The 18,062-nt window shown below is 74.6% G+C and carries 15 protein-coding genes; 6 read left to right on the top strand and 9 right to left on the bottom strand.

Translation table 11 applies throughout. The features are described from left to right. The first annotated feature begins 105 nt into the window (after nucleotides 1–105). On the top strand, nucleotides 106–714 hold the full coding sequence (locus tag CMN_RS12935) for a nitroreductase family protein (protein ID WP_015491226.1): 609 nt from the start codon (nucleotides 106–108) through the stop codon (nucleotides 712–714). Nucleotides 715–789: 75 nt separating this feature from the next. Here CMN_RS12935 and CMN_RS15450 read toward each other — a convergent pair whose 3' ends face one another. Both CMN_RS15450 and CMN_RS12930 read right to left on the bottom strand, forming a co-directional pair. Further along, on the bottom strand, nucleotides 790–921 hold the full coding sequence (locus tag CMN_RS15450; protein ID WP_258560768.1) for a hypothetical protein: 132 nt from the start codon (nucleotides 919–921) through the stop codon (nucleotides 790–792). A 9-nt stretch (nucleotides 922–930) separates the two neighbouring features. Continuing rightward, entirely contained in the window at nucleotides 931–1,197 is a 267-nt protein-coding gene (locus tag CMN_RS12930) for a hypothetical protein (protein WP_227077691.1), read from the bottom strand. 355 nt (nucleotides 1,198–1,552) lie between these two features. Between CMN_RS12930 and CMN_RS12925 the strand changes: the two genes are divergently transcribed. Both CMN_RS12925 and CMN_RS12920 read left to right on the top strand, forming a co-directional pair. Next, nucleotides 1,553–2,935: a serine hydrolase domain-containing protein gene (locus tag CMN_RS12925; RefSeq protein WP_015491225.1), complete on the top strand. Its 1,383-nt coding sequence runs from the start codon at nucleotides 1,553–1,555 to the stop codon at nucleotides 2,933–2,935. 70 nt (nucleotides 2,936–3,005) lie between these two features. Next, nucleotides 3,006–4,274, top strand: a complete 1,269-nt coding sequence (locus tag CMN_RS12920; protein ID WP_015491224.1) for an acid phosphatase — start codon at nucleotides 3,006–3,008, stop codon at nucleotides 4,272–4,274. 84 nt (nucleotides 4,275–4,358) lie between these two features. On the opposite strand, the gene CMN_RS12915 is transcribed toward CMN_RS12920, so the two are convergent. Together CMN_RS12915 and CMN_RS12910 are read right to left on the bottom strand one after the other, a co-directional pair. Beyond that, nucleotides 4,359–6,248 (bottom strand): amidase, encoded by a 1,890-nt coding sequence (locus tag CMN_RS12915; protein ID WP_015491223.1) that lies wholly within the window; start codon nucleotides 6,246–6,248, stop codon nucleotides 4,359–4,361. A 136-nt stretch (nucleotides 6,249–6,384) separates the two neighbouring features. Beyond that, complete coding sequence (locus CMN_RS12910) at nucleotides 6,385–6,567, bottom strand: PspC domain-containing protein (RefSeq protein WP_015491222.1); 183 nt, start codon at nucleotides 6,565–6,567, stop codon at nucleotides 6,385–6,387. 223 nt (nucleotides 6,568–6,790) lie between these two features. Between CMN_RS12910 and CMN_RS12905 the strand changes: the two genes are divergently transcribed. Then, entirely contained in the window at nucleotides 6,791–7,369 is a 579-nt protein-coding gene (locus CMN_RS12905; RefSeq protein ID WP_015491221.1) for an ANTAR domain-containing protein, read from the top strand. Nucleotides 7,370–7,421: 52 nt separating this feature from the next. Here the strand turns inward: CMN_RS12905 and CMN_RS12900 are convergent, their stop codons facing one another. Next, nucleotides 7,422–8,411, bottom strand: a complete 990-nt coding sequence (locus CMN_RS12900) for a sigma-70 family RNA polymerase sigma factor (protein WP_015491220.1) — start codon at nucleotides 8,409–8,411, stop codon at nucleotides 7,422–7,424. Nucleotides 8,412–8,664: 253 nt separating this feature from the next. On the opposite strand from CMN_RS12900, the gene CMN_RS12895 reads away from it, so the two are divergent. After that, nucleotides 8,665–10,197, top strand: coding sequence for an amino acid permease (locus CMN_RS12895; RefSeq protein WP_015491219.1), 1,533 nt, complete (start codon nucleotides 8,665–8,667; stop codon nucleotides 10,195–10,197). Nucleotides 10,198–10,215: 18 nt separating this feature from the next. On the opposite strand, the gene CMN_RS12890 is transcribed toward CMN_RS12895, so the two are convergent. From CMN_RS12890 to CMN_RS12880, 3 genes are all read right to left on the bottom strand, one after another. Further along, nucleotides 10,216–11,019, bottom strand: coding sequence for a DNA-formamidopyrimidine glycosylase family protein (locus CMN_RS12890; RefSeq protein ID WP_015491218.1), 804 nt, complete (start codon nucleotides 11,017–11,019; stop codon nucleotides 10,216–10,218). A gap of 27 nt (nucleotides 11,020–11,046) precedes the next feature. After that, nucleotides 11,047–15,873: an Lhr family ATP-dependent helicase gene (locus CMN_RS12885; RefSeq protein ID WP_015491217.1), complete on the bottom strand. Its 4,827-nt coding sequence runs from the start codon at nucleotides 15,871–15,873 to the stop codon at nucleotides 11,047–11,049. 81 nt (nucleotides 15,874–15,954) lie between these two features. Further along, the gene (locus CMN_RS12880; protein ID WP_015491216.1) at nucleotides 15,955–16,596 is read right to left on the bottom strand and encodes an alpha/beta hydrolase; all 642 of its coding nucleotides are present in this window, start codon (nucleotides 16,594–16,596) and stop codon (nucleotides 15,955–15,957) included. 115 nt (nucleotides 16,597–16,711) lie between these two features. On the opposite strand from CMN_RS12880, the gene CMN_RS12875 reads away from it, so the two are divergent. After that, nucleotides 16,712–17,266: an NUDIX hydrolase family protein gene (locus CMN_RS12875; protein WP_012039335.1), complete on the top strand. Its 555-nt coding sequence runs from the start codon at nucleotides 16,712–16,714 to the stop codon at nucleotides 17,264–17,266. 63 nt (nucleotides 17,267–17,329) lie between these two features. On the opposite strand, the gene CMN_RS12870 is transcribed toward CMN_RS12875, so the two are convergent. Then, entirely contained in the window at nucleotides 17,330–17,953 is a 624-nt protein-coding gene (locus tag CMN_RS12870; RefSeq protein WP_015491215.1) for a TetR/AcrR family transcriptional regulator, read from the bottom strand. Nucleotides 17,954–18,062 lie beyond the last annotated feature (109 nt).

Below are 18,062 nucleotides of genomic sequence, written 5' to 3'. Positions count from 1 at the left end.
GGACGCCGCCCGGTTCCACCCAGGAATAGCCGGGCGGCGTCCCGCATTGTGATCCGCGAGGCCCGACGGAGTGCCGCATCCCCGACATCGACCGAAGGAACCGCCATGACCCTCACCGAGGACGCCACCACCCCCGCATCGACCGAGCGCACCGCCGACACGGCCGTGCCGATCGTGCGCGAGCTCGATACCCGCTGGAGCCCGCGCTCCTTCGACAAGGACGCCACCGTCTCCGACCAGCAGCTCGACGCGCTGCTCGAGGCCGCGCGCTGGGCGCCGTCCGGCAGCAACCAGCAGCCGCGCCGCTTCATCGTCGCCCGCCGCGGCACGCACGCCTTCGACACCATCGTCGACGCGCTCGTCGGCTTCAACGCCGCGTGGGCCGTGAACGCGTCGGCCCTGTTCGTCGCGATCGCCGAGACCTCCACGGTCGAGGGGGAGAAGCGCCCCTACGCCGCGTACGACCTCGGCCAGGCCGTCGCGCACCTCTCCGTGCAGGCGCAGGCCGAGGGCCTGCACACGCACCAGATGGCCGGCGTCGAGTTCGACAAGCTGTCCGCCGCGTTCGACCTGCCCGAGAACCTGCAGCCGCTCACGGTCACGGCCGTCGGCACGGTCGCGCCTGCCGACGCGCTCGAGGGCCCGCTCGCCGAGCGCGAGACCGCGCCCCGCACGCGCCTGCCGCTCTCCGAGCTGGTGCTCGTCCGCGAGTAGTCGCCCCCCGCACGCCAGCGGCCGCCGACCCTCGGGTCGGCGGCCGCTCGTGCGTAGTGGGGGAGGGAACGCGGGTCAGCCGCCCAGCACCCGCCCGACGAGGCCATGCACGAACGGGATCGCGTCCTGCACCTGGTCGACGCTCGCGATGGTGGTGGCGACGAGCGGCCACGCGGATCCGACGAGCGCCGCGACCACGGCCGACACCGCGGCGATTCACGCGACGCGGCCGTCCCGGGTGCGGGAGGAGATCACGAGCATCACGACCGCGACCACCAGCGACACCCCCACGTCGAGCGCGATGAGGGTCACGGGCACGTCGAGCTGGCCGGCGGTCGCCGCGTCCGCCGCGCCGATGAACCCGAGCACGGGCAGCAGCACCCCGACGACCACGACCGCGCTCACGATGGCGCCGGTGCGCGTCGCGGCCCGCACAGCCCGCGGACGCCGCCGACGCACGGGGCCGTCCACGCGCGCGCTCATCGTCCGGCCTCGTCCCGGGATCCTCGGGTCGTCTCGCGCATGGCTCGGTCCTCCTGGTCGGTGACGGCGGGTCCGTCCCCCAGCGGACGAGACGGGCTCGTGCGGCGTCCTCCCGGTCCAGCGGGTGCACAGCGGGCGGGCCGGATGCTTCGGTCGGCGGACATGCCGGGCCGCCGCCGCATGGCCCCGCCGGCGTCCGCCGCCCCTCCGCCGCACTGAGGGCGGATCCCCGGCCGGCCGCGGCGACTCGCGTAGTGTCCGACGGGCGACCCGTGACCCGGAGGTCGGCCCCCGCCGCCCGAGCCGTGCCGTCGCGCATCCTGCGAACACCGTCCCCGACACGAGCCGGAGCCCCATGACCGACATCCTCGACTACGTCCGCACCTGGCTCGACCTCCGCGTCTGGCAGACCCGCGTCCCCGGCGCGCAGGTCGCGATCGCCCGGCACGGCGAGGTCGTGCTGTCGGAGGCGTTCGGCGTCGCGGATCCCACGACCGACGCGCCCCTCACCCCCGCGCACCTGTTCCGCGTCGCGTCGCACTCCAAGACGTTCACCGCGACCGCGATCCTCCAGCTCGCCGAGCAGGGCGCCCTCCGCCTCGACGACCGGCTCGGCCAGCACGTGCCCGAGCTGGCCGAGGCCGGATCCGAGCTCGCCGACGTCACGATCGCCGCCCTCCTCGAGCACGGCGCGGGCGTCCTCCGCGACGGGTTCGACGGCGACCACTGGCAGCACTCCGGCCCGTTCCCCGACCGGCGTCACCTCCTCGCCATCGCGACGACGCCCGGCGTCGCCAAGGTCGCGCCCGACACCGCCTTCAACTACTCGAACGTCGGCTACGCGCTGCTCGGCCTCGTGGTCGAGGCGGCGTCCGGCCTGTCCTACGCCGACCACCTCGCCGAGCGGATCACGGGTCCCCTCGGCCTCCGCGACACCACGGCCGAGTACGTCCCCGAGCGCGCGGACGAGTACGCGGCGGCCTCCACCTCGCTCCGCACCTCGCGCGAGCGCACCGTCCTCCCGCACGTCGACACGCGCGCGATGGCCGCGGCCACCGGCGTCACGAGCACGGCGTCCGAGCTCGTCTCCTTCTTCTCCGCGCTCGTGCTGCCCGACGACGAGCGGCTCCTCACGGCCGCGTCGAAGCGCGCGCAGCAGCGCCCGCGCTACGCCACGAGCGCGGATCCCGCCGGCCCCCGTCGCTACGGCTACGGCCTCATCGTCGAGCGCGTCGGATCCGGCGCCCACGAGGCCACCGTGCTCGGCCACTCCGGCGGGTACCCGGGCCACATCACGCGCACGGCGGTGGATCCGGAGAGCGGCTGGGCCGTCTCCGTGCTCACGAACGCGATCGACGGCCCGGCCGCCGCGCTCAGCACGGGGATCCTCGAGCTGCTCCTCGCCGACTCGGCCGCCACCGACGCCGAGCGCGCCGCGGTCGACGCGCCCTTCACCGGCCGCTTCGGGAACATGTGGGGCCTGCAGGACTTCCAGGTGATCGGCGACCGCTTCCTCCGCATCGACCCGACCGCGGAGCACCCGCTCGACTCGGTGGACGTGCTCGAGCGCACGGGCGATTCGTCGGCCCGCATCGTCGAGGGCGACGGGTTCGGATCCGTCGGCGAGGAGGTCACGGCCGACCGCGGCCCCGACGGATCCGTCGACCGGATCCGCGCGGGCGGCGGCATGACGCTCGAGCCCTGGACCCGGCGGATGGTCCCGAGCTCGCGCGGCTGAGGCGGATGGCCGGGCGCGCACCGCCCGGCCACCTCCGCTCCACCTCCCGGACGGATCCACGCCACGCGCGATGCCTACGGTGCCAGAGGCCGCACGGCCGCCCGCCCGTCCGACGAGAGGCACGATCATCCCCACCCTGCTCCGGCGTCCCCGCGCCCGCACCGCGACGCTGCTGTCGACCACCGCGATCATCGGCCTGCTGCTCACCGGCACCGGCGTCACCGCCGCGACCGCTGCCGACGCCCCGGCCGCGTCCTCCACCGCCCCGGCCGTCGCGCCCTTCGACCAGGCCACGCTCGACGCGCCCTACCCGTCGAACAGCACCTACGACTTCGTGCCGATGCTCGACCAGTTCACCTCGCTGAAGGCGAACCGGCCCGACATCATGAAGCTGAACGACAAGAAGACGATCAGGATCAACCAGGCCGCCACGAAGGCGCAGTCGGCCCGGGCGATCATCGACCAGTACGCCGACATGTCCATCACGATGTCGGACGGCCTCGGGAAGAACCTCGGCGAGATCTACCGCACCGCGCGCGTGGCGGGCCAGCTCCCGAAGACGGATGCGCTGCTCGCCAAGAACGGCGGCCTCGTCGGCAAGTACTCCTCCACCAACCCGGTGAAGGCGTACTTCGCGAACCCGCGGCCCTACGTCGCGTTCCCGCTCAAGCTCAAGTACCGCGATAAGCCGAACGGCAACGCGTGGGCCGGCCAGGACGGCTCGTACCCCAGCGGCCACACCTCGCAGGCGTTCTGGCAGGGCACCGCGCTCGCGACGATGCTGCCGGAGCTCGCCCCGCAGATCCTGGCCCGCGCCTCCGACGCCGGCAACAACCGCATCATCATGGGCGCGCACTACCCGCTCGACGTGATGGCCGGCCGCATGATGGGCCAGAAGATCGTCGAGCGCCGCTGGTCCGACCCGTCGTTCCGCACCCTGTTCGAGCAGGCGTCCACCGAGCTGCGCACGGTGCTCGAGGCCAAGTGCGGCGCGACGCTCGCGGTCTGCATCGCGAAGGACAAGCCGTACCTGTCCACGAAGCAGGCGCTCAAGGTCTACGAGCAGCGCATGAGCTACGACTTCCCGCGCGTCGGCGACAAGGGCCAGCCCATGACCGTGCCCACCGGCGCCGAGTCGCTCCTCATCACCAGCCACCCCGACCTCACGCCCGAGCAGCGCCGCCAGGTGCTCGCGCTCACCGCGATCGACTCGGGCGAGCCGCTCGACGAGGGCACCGAAGGCAGCTGGCAGCGCATCGACCTCCCGGCCGCCATGGCCGCGAAGGTGGTCGTGACGGCCGACGGCACGGTGTCGCTGGTGAAGCACGGGAAGGGCTGACCGGATCCGATTCCGTGCACGCGGGAGGGGCGGGTGGCCGTGTGGCCGCCCGCCCCTCCGTCGTCCCGTGGGCGTCCGCGCGGTTCAGGTGGCGGGGTGCCGCCGCCGCCGCACGAGACCCGCGGCGACGGCGATCCCGCCGAACAGGGCGAGGCCCGCGGCGATGGCGAGGTTCTCCGCGAGCGTGTTGACGCCGATGCCGGCGGTGCGGACCGCGCCGAGCGCTTCGGGAGCAGGAGCGGGATCGGACGAGGCGGGGTCGTCGTCCGCGGGGACCTCCGCTGCCGCGGGTGCGGGATCCACGTCCGCCGCCAGCTCCGGCGTCGTCTCCGGCGCGACCCGGTGCCCGGTCGCCTGCTCGTACGCGTAGGCCATGGCGAGCAGGTCGCCGTCGCGGCTGCGGGGCGCGGCGAGCTCGAGGCCGACGGGAGCGCCCGTCGAGGTGAAGCCGGCGGGCACGGAGATCGTCGGGATCCCGGTGTTCGCACCGATGTCGCAGAACGTCGTGCCCGCCCAGGTGGGCGTCGCGCTGGTGGCGCTCGTCGGCATGGCGAGGGCGTCGATCCGCTGCTCGACGAAGAACGCGTCCATCGCGGCCTTGCCCGCGTCCTGCTCCGCGATCGAGCGGTCGTAGTCGGGGTTCGGGATGTCCTCGTGGCTGAGGAAGTAGGCGATGTCGCCGTCGGTGAGGGCGCTCGGCCGGTCGGCCATCACGTCGGCGAAGGAGAGCACATCGGCGGGCTCGGTGCGGGCCGCCACGCGCGCGGGCCAGGTGGCGGGCGTCTCGCGGAGGAAGCGATCGATCGCCGGGCGCATGTCGCGCCAGCCGCCGCTCTGCAGCGTCTGCTCCACGAACTCCTCCGTGAGCGGCACCTCCACGACCTCGGCGCCCTGGGCCTCGAGGTCGCGCACGGCCTGCTCCATGAGCGCGGTCGTCTCCGCGAGGCCGGGCTTCTCGGGATCCTCCGGGATGTCCCAGCGCACCCAGCCGATGCGCTTCCCGGCGAGGGCGGTGGTCGTCAGGCCGGCGACGTACGCGTCGGTGTCCTGCTGGTCGGCGATCGCCGTGAGCGGATCCGCGGGGTCGCGGCCCGCGAGCACCTCCGTGAGGAGCGCGGCGTCGGCGACCGTGGTGGTCATCGGGCCGGAGACGTCCTGCCGAGGCGAGAGCGGCACGATGCCGGCCGTGCTCGTGAGGCCCATCGTCGGCCGGAAGCCCACGAGCGACTGGTGCGCGGCCGGTCCCAGGACGGATCGGCACGAGTCCGTGCCGAGACCCGCCGGCGCGTAGGCCGCCGCGACCGCCGCCGCCGTGCCGCCGCTGGATCCGCTCGCGCTCCACGACCGGTCGTACGGATTCGCGGTGCGGCCGCGCGCGGAGCTCAGCGTGTACGTGCCGTGCCGCGCGAACTCGGACATGTTCGTCTTCGCGAGGATGATCGCCCCGGCCGCCCGCAGCCGCGCGACCGCGGTGGAGTCGGCCGTCGTGCGGTAGTCGCGGAGGGCGGCGCTGCCGACGGTCGTGGGCATGTCGGCCGTGGCGTGGTTGTCCTTCACGACGATCGGGAGGCCGTGCAGCGGCCCGCGGATGGTGCCGGCCGCGCGCTCCGCGTCGAGCGCGGCGGCCGTCGCGAGCGCGTCCGGGTTCGTGGTGATGACGGCCTGGAGGCCCGTCCCACCGGCGGCGTCGTCGTCGTACGCGGCGATGCGCGCGAGGTAGGCGCGGGTCAGCTCGACGGAGGTGGTGGATCCGGCCTGGAGGAGCGCGACCGCGTCCGCGACGCCCAGGTCGACGACGGCGGGCGCTGCGGGCGCTGCGGGCGCCGCGGGTGCCGGGGCGTCGGCGTCGACGGACGCCCGGGCCGGCTCCGCGACGAGCCCACCGCCCGCGGCCAGTCCGAGCACGAGAGCGGCCGCGGCGAGGGCACGACCGCCGCCGCGGATCCGGGCAGGGGCGCGTCGACGAGCGGGCATGCGGATCCGTCCAGACGAGGGGAGAGGCGTCTCCCCAGTCTGGGAACCGGGTGTTGCGGGAGCGTTTCCGACGCGGGACGATCCCGGGTCGGCGGCACGCGGCGGCGGGATGCGGCGCGCGGCGACCCGGGCCGGGTCAGCGCTGCTTGGGGAAGACGATCCAGAGGATCAGGTACAGCAGCACCTGCGGGCCCGGCAGCACGATCGAGATGACGAACAGCAGGCGGACGAGGAAGCGGCTGATGCCGAAGCGGTCGGCGAGGGCGGCGCAGACGCCGGCGATGATCTTCCCGCGACGGGGACGCATGAGGGTGGCCATGCATCGAGCATGGCAGGCGCGGATCCGATGCCGCCGGGTGGGCGCCCCCGGCCGGCCCGCGAACGGCTCCCCGTGAGTTCTCGCCCCCGACGCTTTGCGTGCAAACTGATGGTGCGATACTCGAACGGTCGAGCCGGGGCTCGGCGTCTCCCCGCGACGCGGCGGGCCTGGGCATCCCGTGCCCGAGGAGCCGCCGACGACCCGACGAAGTGGGGAGGACGGGATGGAGCAGCACCGTTCGGCCCTGCCCGTGCGCGTCGTCGCCGCGTTCCACGCCGCCCCGAGCCGCGCCGCCGGCGTCGAGCTGCTGCTGGCCGCTCTCCTCGACGCGTCCTCCGCGACGGGCGCGGCCGTGGTCCTGCCGCGCGCGTCCACGGTCGCGACCGCGGGGGAGTCCGGCGCCGCCCTCGGCGCGCTCCTCGCGGCGGGCCCGGCACCCGACGGCTCCGGGGTGCTGCTCGTCGCGATGGAGGACGGCGCCGACGCGAGCCGGCGTTCCGGCGGCGCCGTCGCGCTGCACCGTTCGACCGGGGCGCTCGACGCGGTCGACCGCGCCGTGGCCGAGGAGGTCGCCGTCCACGCCCGCATCGCGCTCGCCGCGTGGGACGCGGCGGAGGACCTCGCCCTCGGCCTCGCGTCGCGGTCCGTCATCGGGCAGGCCCAGGGGATCCTGATGGAGCGCTTCTCGCTCGACGCCGACCGCGCGTTCCAGGTGCTCCGCCGCTACTCGCAGGACGGCAACGTGAAGCTCGTCGAGGTCGCGCGCCGCGTCGTGCAGACGGGCGCGCTGCCCGGCGCCTGAGAGGATCCGGGATGCCGAGGTCCTGGCGCGCGCACGCGCCGCCCCCCCGGCCTCAGGCCGTCTGGCGGTCGACCCCGCTCGGCCGGATCGGCGACACGGCGGCCAGCGGCGCCACCTCCGGCAGGGCCTCTGCCTCGCCGCGGGTCAGCTCGGCGCGCAACGCCCCGAGGATCCGCGCCAGCAGCCGCGAGACCTGCATCTGCGTCACGCCGAGCTCCGCCGCGATCTCCGACTGGCTGAACTCGTCGACGAAGCGCAGGTGCAGGATCCGCCGGTCGCGGTCGCTGAGCACCCCGCGCGCCGCGTCCAGCAGCACGGTGCGCTCGGCGCGCGCATAGCCGGGGTCGTCGGTGCCGATCGTGTCCGCGAGGGAGGTGCCCTCGTCCTCGTGCACCGTGAAGTCGAGCGACGCCGGCCGGAGGCTGGAGTGCGCCGCGAGCGCCTCGGCGACCTCCTCCTGCGCGTGCCCGGTGTGCGCGGCGAGCTCGGCCTCGCTGGGCGTGCGGCCGAGGCGCTGCGTGAGCGCGGGCACGACCGCGAGCAGCGCGTGCCGCAGCTCCTGGACCTGCCGCGGCGGGCGGATCACCCACCCGTTGTCGCGCAGGTGGCGTTTGATCTCGCCGGAGATGGTGGGGATCGCGAACGACACGAAGGGCGCGCCGAACCCCGGGTCGTAGCGGCGCGCGGCCTTCACGAGGCCGAGGTAGCCGACCTGGCGGAGGTCGCTCCAGTCGTGCGCGCGGCCCGAGTGCTGGCGGGCGAGCTGGTCGGCGAGCTCGAGGTGGTCGAGCACGATCTGGTCGTGCAGGCGGCGACGCTCGGCGTCGCCGGCCGCATCCTCGGCCGCGGCGGCGGCGCGCACGAACCGGTCGTGGGTCACGCGGCGCTTCTCGTCGCGCGCCGCCGTGAGGTCGGGCGCGAGCGACGTCGTGCGGGGGAGCGGGGTCGTCCGCGGGATGGCCGACGCGGATGCGCGGGAGGCGGATCCGCGCGAGGCGGGCGGGGCGGCGGCGAGGGCGCGCGTGCGCAGCGTTCCGGTCACTCAGGACCTTCCGGACTCGTGTCGGATGCGGCACGCTGCTTGACCGCTCCTCCAGAGAAGCACTGCTCCTCACACCTGCCTAGGTCCTCCGATCACTTCTCCTCGGCGCTTCTCCCGCTTCTCCGCGGGCCGGGCGTGTCGATGCCGCCGCGATCCGCGCCAGCACGGAGCAGCGCCCCACGACGGGGGCGCTGCTCGCCCGCCGGTAGGCTCGATCCCCGTTCCCCGCCGCCCGACACCGAACGGACATCCCATGAGCCTGTTCCGCACGAAGAGCATCGAGTCGTCGCTCGCCGACGCCGCGGGAGGCGAGCGCAGCCTCACCCGCTCTCTCGGCACGTGGGACCTCATGCTCATGGGCGTCGCCGTCGCGGTCGGCGCCGGCATCTTCTCCGTCGGCGCGAAGGCCGCCGGGAACTACGCGGGACCGTCCGTCACGCTGGCGTTCGTGCTCGCCGCCGTCACGTGCGGCCTCGCGATCATGTGCTACGCCGAGTTCGCGTCCGCCGTGCCCGTCGCGGGCAGCGCGTACACGTTCACCTACGCGACCATGGGCGAGCTGCTCGCGTGGATCATCGGCTGGGACCTCATCCTCGAGATGCTCACGGCGGCCGCGGTCATCGCGAAGTACTGGGGCATCTACCTGGAGTCGGCGCTGAAGCTCGCCGGGCTCGACATCCCCTCCACCATCACGGTGGCCGGCCTCGGCATCAGCTGGGGCGCCGTGCTCATCACCGCGATCTTCACGGTGCTGCTCGTGCTCGGCACCAAGCTCTCCAGCCGCGTCTCGAGCGTCTTCACGGTGCTGAAGGTCGCGGTCGTGCTGTTCGTGATCGTCGTGGGCGCCTTCTACGTCAGGCCTGAGAACTACTCGCCGTTCATCCCGCCGCAGCGTCCGGCCGAGGGCGGATCCGCCGACGTCTGGACCCAGTCCCTCTTCTCCTGGGCGAGCGGCCAGGAGCCCACGCAGTACGGCCTCTACGGCCTGCTCGCCGGCGCCTCGCTGGTGTTCTTCGCGTTCATCGGCTTCGACGTCGTGGCCACGAGCGCCGAGGAGGTGAAGGACCCGCAGCGCACCCTGCCGCGCGGCATCTTCGCGGGCCTCGCGGTCGTCACCGTGCTCTACGTGCTCGTGACCCTCGTGCTCACCGGCATGGTGCCGTACACGGTGCTCGCGGATGCCAAGGAGCCGTCGCTCACGACCGCGTTCGCGGCGGTCGGCGCCGGATGGGCGGCGCAGGTCATCTCGATCGGCACCCTGCTCGGCCTCACCACCGTGCTCATGGTGCTGCTCCTCGGCCTCGCCCGCGTCGTGTTCGCGATGAGCCGCGACGGCCTGCTGCCGCGCGGCCTCAGCCGCACCTCGGCGAAGCGCCGCACGCCCGTGCGGGTGCAGATCTTCGCGGGCGTCGTGGTCGCGGCCCTCGCCGGCTTCACCGACGTGGGCGTGCTCGAGGAGATGATCAACATCGGCACGCTGTCCGCGTTCGTGCTCGTGAGCATCGGCGTGATCGTGCTGCGCAAGAAGCGCCCGGACATCCGCGCGTCGTTCCGCGTGCCGCTCATGCCGTGGCTGCCGATCCTGTCGGCCGTGCTCTGCGTGTGGCTGATGCTCAACCTCACGACGCTCACGTGGGTGCGCTTCCTCGTCTGGCTCGCGCTCGGCTTCGCGGTCTACTTCCTCTACGGCCGGCGCCACTCGCTGGTCGGCAAGGAGGAGGCGCGCATCGCGGCGGGCGGCGCGCCCGCGCCCGAGCTGCCGTCGGCGTCGACGCCGCGGGACTGATCCCCCGGTGCCCGCGCGTCAGGTCTGGCAGCGCGGGCACCAGTAGGTGACCCGGTCGTGCGCGCCCATGCCGGGACGCACCGGATCGCCGAGCTGGCCTTGCTGGATCCGCGTGCCGCAGCGCAGGCACGGCTTGCCCTTGCGCCCGTAGACCCAGTCGGTGCGGCCGCGGCGGAGGTCGCCCGTGGTGGTGCGCTCGATGCGGTCGCGGTTGGCGCGCATGGTGCGGCGGGCCAGCGCGACCATCGCGGGGAGGTCCGGCACCTCGCTGACGGGCCGGGTGGGCAGCACGCCGCGCAGGAAGCAGAGCTCAGCGCGGTAGACGTTGCCGATGCCGGCGGCGTTGCGCTGATCCAGCAGCGCCAGTCCGATCGCCCGCTCCGGCTGCGCGGAGATCCGCCGCACGATCTCCTCGGCCGCCGCGTCGCCCCAGTCCGGCCCGAGGATGTCCGGCCCCAGGTGCCCGATGACCGTGTGCTCCTGCTCGCGCGGGATCACCTCGAGCACCCCCAGCGCGAACCCCACCGTGACCCGTTCCGCCGTCTCGAGCACGACGCGCGCCTCGAACGTCGGCCGCCGCCACGCGGTGCCGTGCTGGTAGATGTGCCAGGAGCCCTCCATCTTGAGGTGGCTGTGGATCGTGAGGTCGCCGACGCGGTGCAGGATGTGCTTCCCGACGCTCACCACCTCGTCCACCTCCTGGCCCGCGAGATCGAGCGTCGCGAACTTCGGCACGCGGAAGTCGCTGCGCGTGAGCACCTGGCCGCCGATGGCCTCGTGCAGGTGCGCGGCGGTGCGGTAGACGGTGTCGCCCTCAGGCACGCGCGGATCCCGTCGCCCGGGCGCCGCTCACGACCGCATCCGCAGCCCGCGCGGCGTCGCCGAGAAGCCGTGCTCCTGGAGCGCGGTGCCGAGCGGCGTGCCGAGGATGAACGCGCCGTTCACCTTCTCGATCGCGAGCTTGGCGACGCCGCCGCGCCGCACCACGCCGCCGAGCGACTCGGCCGCCGCGCGCAGCACCGCCTCGTCGTCGCCGAACTGCAGCACGGTCTTGCCGCCGCGCTCCACGTAGAGCACGAGCTCGCCGTCGACCAGCACCACGAGCGCGCCCGCCTTGCGGCCCGCGCGGTGCCCGGTGGGGCGCTCGCCGCGCGCGTCGACGCTGCCGGCCTCCGCGATCGTCGTGGACGCGTCGGCGGATCCCGCGTCGCCGGTCGGCTCCGTGCCGACGCCCGTGCCCGCGCCGCCGTCCCCGTCGGGCGACGACCCGTCGAGCCGCGGCCAGGGCAGCGCCGCCCCGTACGCGTTCGCCGGATCCGTGGCCGCCAGCGTCAGCGCGTTCAGCGGCCGCTCGCCCGAATCGGGATCGCGCGTGAAGCCGCGCAGCCGATCCACCGTGCCGCCGGTGGAGAACTGCGCCGCGCCCAGCGTCTCGATGAAGTAGCCGCGGCGCGCGCGCCCCGTGTCCTCGAACCCCGCGAGCACCTTGTACGTGAGCGCGAAGCCGCCGGGCACGCGCTCGGTCATGACGGAGCCGCGCGTGACCACGCCGTACCGCTCGAGCAGCAGCTCGGCGGTGCCCGCGGCGCGCACGGTGGCGTCGGTCTCGGCGAGCGGCACGATCGACCAGCGCCCGGCCGCCGTCGACGGGCCGGTGCGCGTGGGCATGTCGGGCCGCGGCATCCGCCCGCCCCGGTACATGCGCCCGCGCGGCGCCCGCTGCGGCGTCGTGTGCGCGGTGGATCCGCCGGCGAGCAGCGCCCGCAGCGGCGACAGCGTGTCGTTCGTGACGAGCCCCGCCCACACGAGGTCCCACAGTGCGGTGACGAGCGCCTTGTCGTCCGTGGATCCCACGGCGTCGCTCAGCTGCCGGAAGAAGTAGCCGCCGCCCGTGCCCAGCGTGGTGAGGATCTCGCGCTGCAGCTCGTCGGTGTCGTGCGCGTCGGGCTCGGGCAGCGTGAGCGCCACCTGGTCGGCGAGGTGCAGGCTGACCCAGCCGTCGGCGCCCGCGAGCGTGCCGGCGCCCGACCAGATGACCTCGCCCGTGGACGTGAGCTCGTCGAGGAACGCGGGGCTGTAGTCGCGCACCCGCGCGGGCAGCACGAGCGTCTCCCACGCGGAGGCGGGCACGGGCGCGCCCGCGAGCTGCTCGATGACCTGCAGCACGCCGTCGACCCCGCGGAGCCCGCGCTCGCGATCCGCGCCGGCCACGTGCTGCCACGCCGGGAGGAACCGCGCGTACGCGGAGCGCTCGACGGGCTCGACCTCGCTGCGGAGCGCCGCGAGCGAGCGGCTGCGCAGGCGCCGCAGCACCTCGACGTCGCAGCACTCGCTGCCGGAGGCGCCCTGCCGGAACTCGCCCTCGACCACGCGCCGCTGGGCGCCGAGCCGTGCGAGCGTGTCGGCGATGACCGCGGATCCGAGGCCGATGGCGGTGGCCGCGTCCGCGATGGTGAACGGCCCGTGCGTGCGTGCGTACCGGCCCACGAGGTCGCCGAGCGGATCGGCCACGGGTTCGACGAACGCGAGCGGCGTGCCGATGGGCAGCGGCACCCCGAGGGCGTCGCGGAGGCGGCTCGCGTCCTCGATCGCGGCGACGCGCGCGCGGCCGCCGAACGAGACGCGGAGGGCGCGCTTGCCGGCGACGAGCGCGTCGAGGTGGTCGGCGGCGGATCCGGCCTCCTCGGGCTCGAGCCGCGCCGCGACCTCCTCGGCCTCGAGCGGGCCGAGGATCCGCAGCAGATCCGCCACGCCCTCGAGCCCCTTCGCGCGCCGGTCGGGGGCGAGGCGCTGCAGCTCGAGCTCCGTGCGGGCGATGACCGCCGGATCCAGCAGCTCGCGCAGCTCCGCCCGCCCCAGCAGCTCGGAGAGCAGCCCCGCGTCGAGCGAGAGCGCGGCGGCCCGGCGCTCCGCGAGCGGGCTGTCGCCCTCGTACATGAACGCGCCGACGTAGCTGAACAGGAGGCTGCGCGCGAACGGCGACGCGTCCTCCGTGGTGGTCTCCACGATCTTGATGCGCCGGGCCTCGATGTCCTTCGCGAGCGACGTGAGCGCGGGCAGGTCGTAGACGTCCTGGAGGACCTCGCGCACCGTCTCCAGCACGATCGGGAACGCGGGGAACTTCCGCGCGACGTCGAGCAGCTGGGAGGCGCGCTGGCGCTGCTGCCACAGCGGCGAGCGGCGGCCCGGGTTGTAGCGCGGCAGCAGGAGCGCGCGGGCCGCGCACTCGCGGAAGCGGGAGGCGAACAGGGCGGATCCGCCGACCTCGCGCGTGACGATGGCGTCGAGCTCGTCGGGCTCGAACACGAAGAGGTCGGCCCCCGGCGGCTCGCCGTCCGTCTCGGGGATGCGCACGACGATGCCGTCGTCGTTGGCCATGGTCGCGCCGTCGATGCCGTACAGCTCGGTGACCCGGGCTCCGACCGCGAGCGCCCACGGCGCGTGCACCTGCATCCCGTAGGGGGAGTGCAGCACCACGCGCCAGTCGCCGAGCTCGTCGCGGAAGCGCTCGACCACGAGGGTGCGGTCGTTCGGCACGTGGCCGGTGGCCTTCTTCTGGTCGTCGAGGAACGCGAGCAGATTGTTGACGGCGCGGTCGTCGAGGCCTACGCGGCCGGCGCGGGCCCGGGCGTCGTCCACCGCGGATCCCGACAGCTCCCGCACGAACGCCCCGATGGCGCGCCCCAGCTCGAGCGGCCGGCCGAGCCCGTCGCCCTTCCAGAACGGCAGCTTGCCGGGCTCGCCGAACGCCGGGGTCACGAGCACGCGGTCGTGCGTGATCTCCTGGATCCGCCAGCTCGTGGCCCCCAGCGCGAACACGTCGCCCACGCGGGACTCGTAGACCATCTCCTCGTCGAGCTCGCCCACGCGCGACGCCTTCTCGCCCACCATGAACACGCCGAAGAGGCCGCGGTCGGGGATGGTCCCGCCGGAGGTGACCGCGAGCCGCTGCGCGCCCGGCCGACCCTCGATGGTGCCCTCGTCCCGGTCCCACACGATGCGGGGCCGCAGCTCCGCGAACTCGTCGGACGGGTAGCGGCCGCTCAGGAGGTCGAGCGTGGCCTCGTACGCGGAGCGCGGCAGGGTGGCGAACGGCGCGCTCCGCCGCACGATGTCGAACCACTCCTCGACGCCCAGCGGCTCGAGCGCGACGGCCGCCACGGTCTGCTGCGCCAGCACGTCGAGCGGGTTGGCGGGCACGCGCAGCGACTCGATCTGCCCGCTCGCCATGCGCTCGGCGGCGACGGCCGAGTGGATGAGGTCGGCCCGGTGCTTGGGGAAGATGACGCCGCGCGAGACCTCGCCCACCTGGTGGCCGGCGCGGCCGACGCGCTGCAGCCCGCTCGCGACCGACGGCGGCGCCTCGACCTGCACGACGAGGTCGACGTCGCCCATGTCGATGCCGAGCTCGAGGCTCGAGGTGGCGACCACGCAGCGCAGGCGCCCCGACTTCAGGTCGTCCTCGATGAGGGCGCGCTGCTCCTTCGAGACGGATCCGTGGTGCGCCTTGGCGAGCACGGGATCCGCGCCCGCCGTGCTCCCGGCCTGCGCCATGACCTCCGCGGGCGGCCGGGCGGGCGCGCGGCGCGTGGCGGAGAATGCGGTGGCGTCGACGGGCCGCGACGACCCGGATCCGGCCGCGGCGCCCGCCAGCACGGGCACGGCGTCGGCGTCCGCGCCCGCGTCGGCCGTCGCCGACCCGCCCGCGATCGCCCGCCCCTCCCCATCGATGCGCCCCTCCTCGATGCGCCCCGTGTAGATCTCGTTGAGCCGCGCCGTGAGCCGCTCCGCCAGCCGCCTGCTGTTCGTGAAGACGATCGACGACGTGTGCTGGAGCACGAGGTCGACGATGCCCTCCTCCACGTGCGGCCAGATGGATCCCTGCTGCGGAGCATCGCCCTGCGCCGCCGACCCCTCGAGCGGCGCCGTGGTGCCGAGCTCGGTCATGTCGTCGACCGGCACGATGACCCGGAGGTCGAACTCCTTGGTGTTCTTCGGCGAGACGATGCTCACGGGCGAGCGCCCGCCGAGGAACCGCGCCACCTCCTCGGGCGGCCGCACGGTGGCCGACAGCCCGATGCGCTGGGCCGGCTTCTCCAGCAGCGCGTCGAGCCGCTCGAGCGAGAGCGCGAGGTGGCTGCCGCGCTTGGTGGCCGCGACCGCGTGCACCTCGTCGACGATGACCGTCTCGACCCCCGCGAGCGTCTCGCGCGCGGCCGAGGTGAGCATGAGGAACAGCGACTCGGGCGTGGTGATGAGGATGTCCGGCGGCGTCTTCGCGAGCGAGCGCCGGTCGGCCGCCGGGGTGTCGCCGGAGCGCACGCCCACCGTGACCTCGGGCGGCTCGGCCCCCAGCCGCTTGGCCGTCTGCACGATGCCCACGAGCGGCGAGCGGAGGTTGCGCTCCACGTCGACCGCGAGCGCCTTGAGCGGCGAGATGTAGAGGACGCGCGTGCGCCGCATCGGATCCTCCGGCGCGGGCCGCGAGGCCAGCCGGTCGATGGACCAGAGGAACGCCGCGAGCGTCTTGCCGGATCCGGTGGGCGCCACGACGAGCGCGTGCGACCCCTTCTGCACGGCCCCCCACGCGCCGGTCTGCGCCGCGGTGGGGCCGGGGAACGCGCCCTGGAACCACTCCCGGGTGGCCGGGGAGAAGCGCGCGAGGACGGGATCCATCTACTCATCCTCCTCCGGACCGCCGACAACCGGCCGGGCCGGGCGCTCGCCGGACGACGGCAGGGCGGGTCGCACCGTGGATCAGCCCGCGTGCTCCCGGATGAACGTCGACACGTCGCGCAGCTCGGGCGCGGAGACCGAGTGCGGCAGGTCCTCGTAGATGCGCTCGGTGAGGGCCGTGTGGTCGCCGATCCACGCGGCCGTGCGCGCGACGGCGGCATCCGGGATCACCTGGTCGGCCGTGCCCCGGCCCCAGAAGACGGGCGTCGGCGACAAGGCGAGCGCCGCGTCGCCTGCGTGCTGGCCGCGCGCCGAGAACCCGCTGAGCTGCACCGCGTACGAGAACCGCCCGGGCGCGAGCCGCAGCAGCTGGAGCGCGGTCGCGCCGCCCTGGCTGAACCCGAGGAGCCCCACCGAGCGCGGCCGCACGGGCAGCGCGTCGAGCCAGTCGAGCACGCCCTGCGCGGCGGCGTCGGCGGCGTCGGGATCCGGGTCTCCGGTGGATCCGGGCACGATCGGGAACCACGCGAATCCGCCCTGCAGCGGGAGAGGCGCCCGCAGGGACGCGACCACCGGCCCGAGCGGCAGGTACGGCGACAGCCCGAAGAGGTCGCCCTCGTGGGATCCGTAGCCGTGCAGCAGCACGAGCAGCGGCCGGTCGGCGAGCTCGGCGGACGATGCCGACCAGAGGACGGCGTCGGGATCCAGCGGGAGAGCGGTCACGGTGTCCTCTTCGGGGGGAGCGGGTCGGCGGGCGCGCCCATCCTCGCATCCGCCCCCGGCAGCCGGTCCGCGCGCCGGGTGGTCGCCGCGCTCCGGCCGTGGGTCACAATGGACCATGACCGTGCGCACCCCGGACCCGAACATCCCCGACCCGAACTCCGGCTGGCTGTCGGACGTGGAGCTGGCGCAGATCCGGCAGCGGCTGCCCCTCCTCTACGTGGAGGCCGTGCCCGTGCGGGTCGACGGCATGGGGCAGGTCAAGGACATCGGCGTGCTGCTGCGCGCCACGGTCACCGGGCAGATGACGCGCATGCTCGTCTCCGGCCGCGTCATGTACGGCGAGACCCTGCGCGACGCGCTCTTCCGCCACCTCGAGAAGGACCTCGGGCCGATGGCGTTCCCGCAGCTCCCCGCGAGCCCGACGCCCTTCTCGGTCGCCGAGTACTTCCCGTTCCCCGGCGCGAGCCCGTACACCGACGACCGGCAGCACGCCGTGTCGCTCGCGTACGTGGTGCCGGTGACGGGCACGTGCGATCCGCGCCAGGACGCGCTCGAGATCACGTGGATGACGCCCGAGGAGGCGGCGTCCGACGCCGTCTCCGCCGACATGGAGGGCGGCCGCGGCGCACTGCTCCGCGCGGCCCTCGCCTCGGTGGGCGTGCTGCCCTAGTCGCGTCGCGCCAGCCGGGATGCGCGGGCGCGGACCACTGACCGCGGACCGCGCCCTGCCGGATCAGACGGCGGAGGCCCGCTCCGCGAACTGCGGCGGCTCGAGGTAGTGCCGGCGCAGGTCCTCGAAGGCCTGGCTCGCGCCGGCGCCCACGCCGTAGCAGCGCTGCACGTGCAGGCCGTCCATGGCCGAGAGCACGACGGCGGCCGCCGCCTCCGGGTCGAGGTGGGGGTCGATGAGGCCGCGCGCCTGGTCGACGACGACGCCGGCCGTGATGCGCTCGAGCTCGCGCGCGCGTCGCTCGCGGAACAGCTCGTGCAGCGGGTGGCCGGCGGCCGAGGCCTCCGACGAGACGACGGCGATGACGCGCGTGAGGCACGCGCTCTGCTCTCCGTCGGCGATGACCACGGCCGCGTGCTCCGCGACGCTGCGCGGGCGGTGCAGCTCGATGGCGGCGGCGAGGCGTTCCTCGCGGCGCTCGAGCACGGCGAGCAGCAGCTCCTCCTTGCCGCTGAAGTGGTGCAGCAGGCCGGCCGGGGTGATCTCCGCCCGGGACGCGATCTCCCGCAGCGAGCTGCTGCGGTAGCCCTGCTCGGCGAACACCTCGATGGCGGTGCGGATGAGGAGCTCCCGGCGCTCCACGCCGTTGCGGTACGGGCCACGGGTGGCGAGGGCGGCGCGAGTCATTGGCTCACCGTAACCGGATGGCGACGGGCGCCCGTGTGACCGTCAACAGGCACTGCCTCAGCTGGGGAGACTCGGGGCACGGACGCGTCGTCCCGCGGGCGGGCGGGGA

Origin of the sequence: Clavibacter nebraskensis NCPPB 2581, assembly GCF_000355695.1 — a bacterium.
Classification (GTDB): Bacteria; Actinomycetota; Actinomycetes; order Actinomycetales; family Microbacteriaceae; genus Clavibacter; species Clavibacter nebraskensis.
The sequence above is the reverse complement of the archived record's forward strand: the minus strand, read 5'-3'. Positions and strand labels throughout refer to the sequence as shown.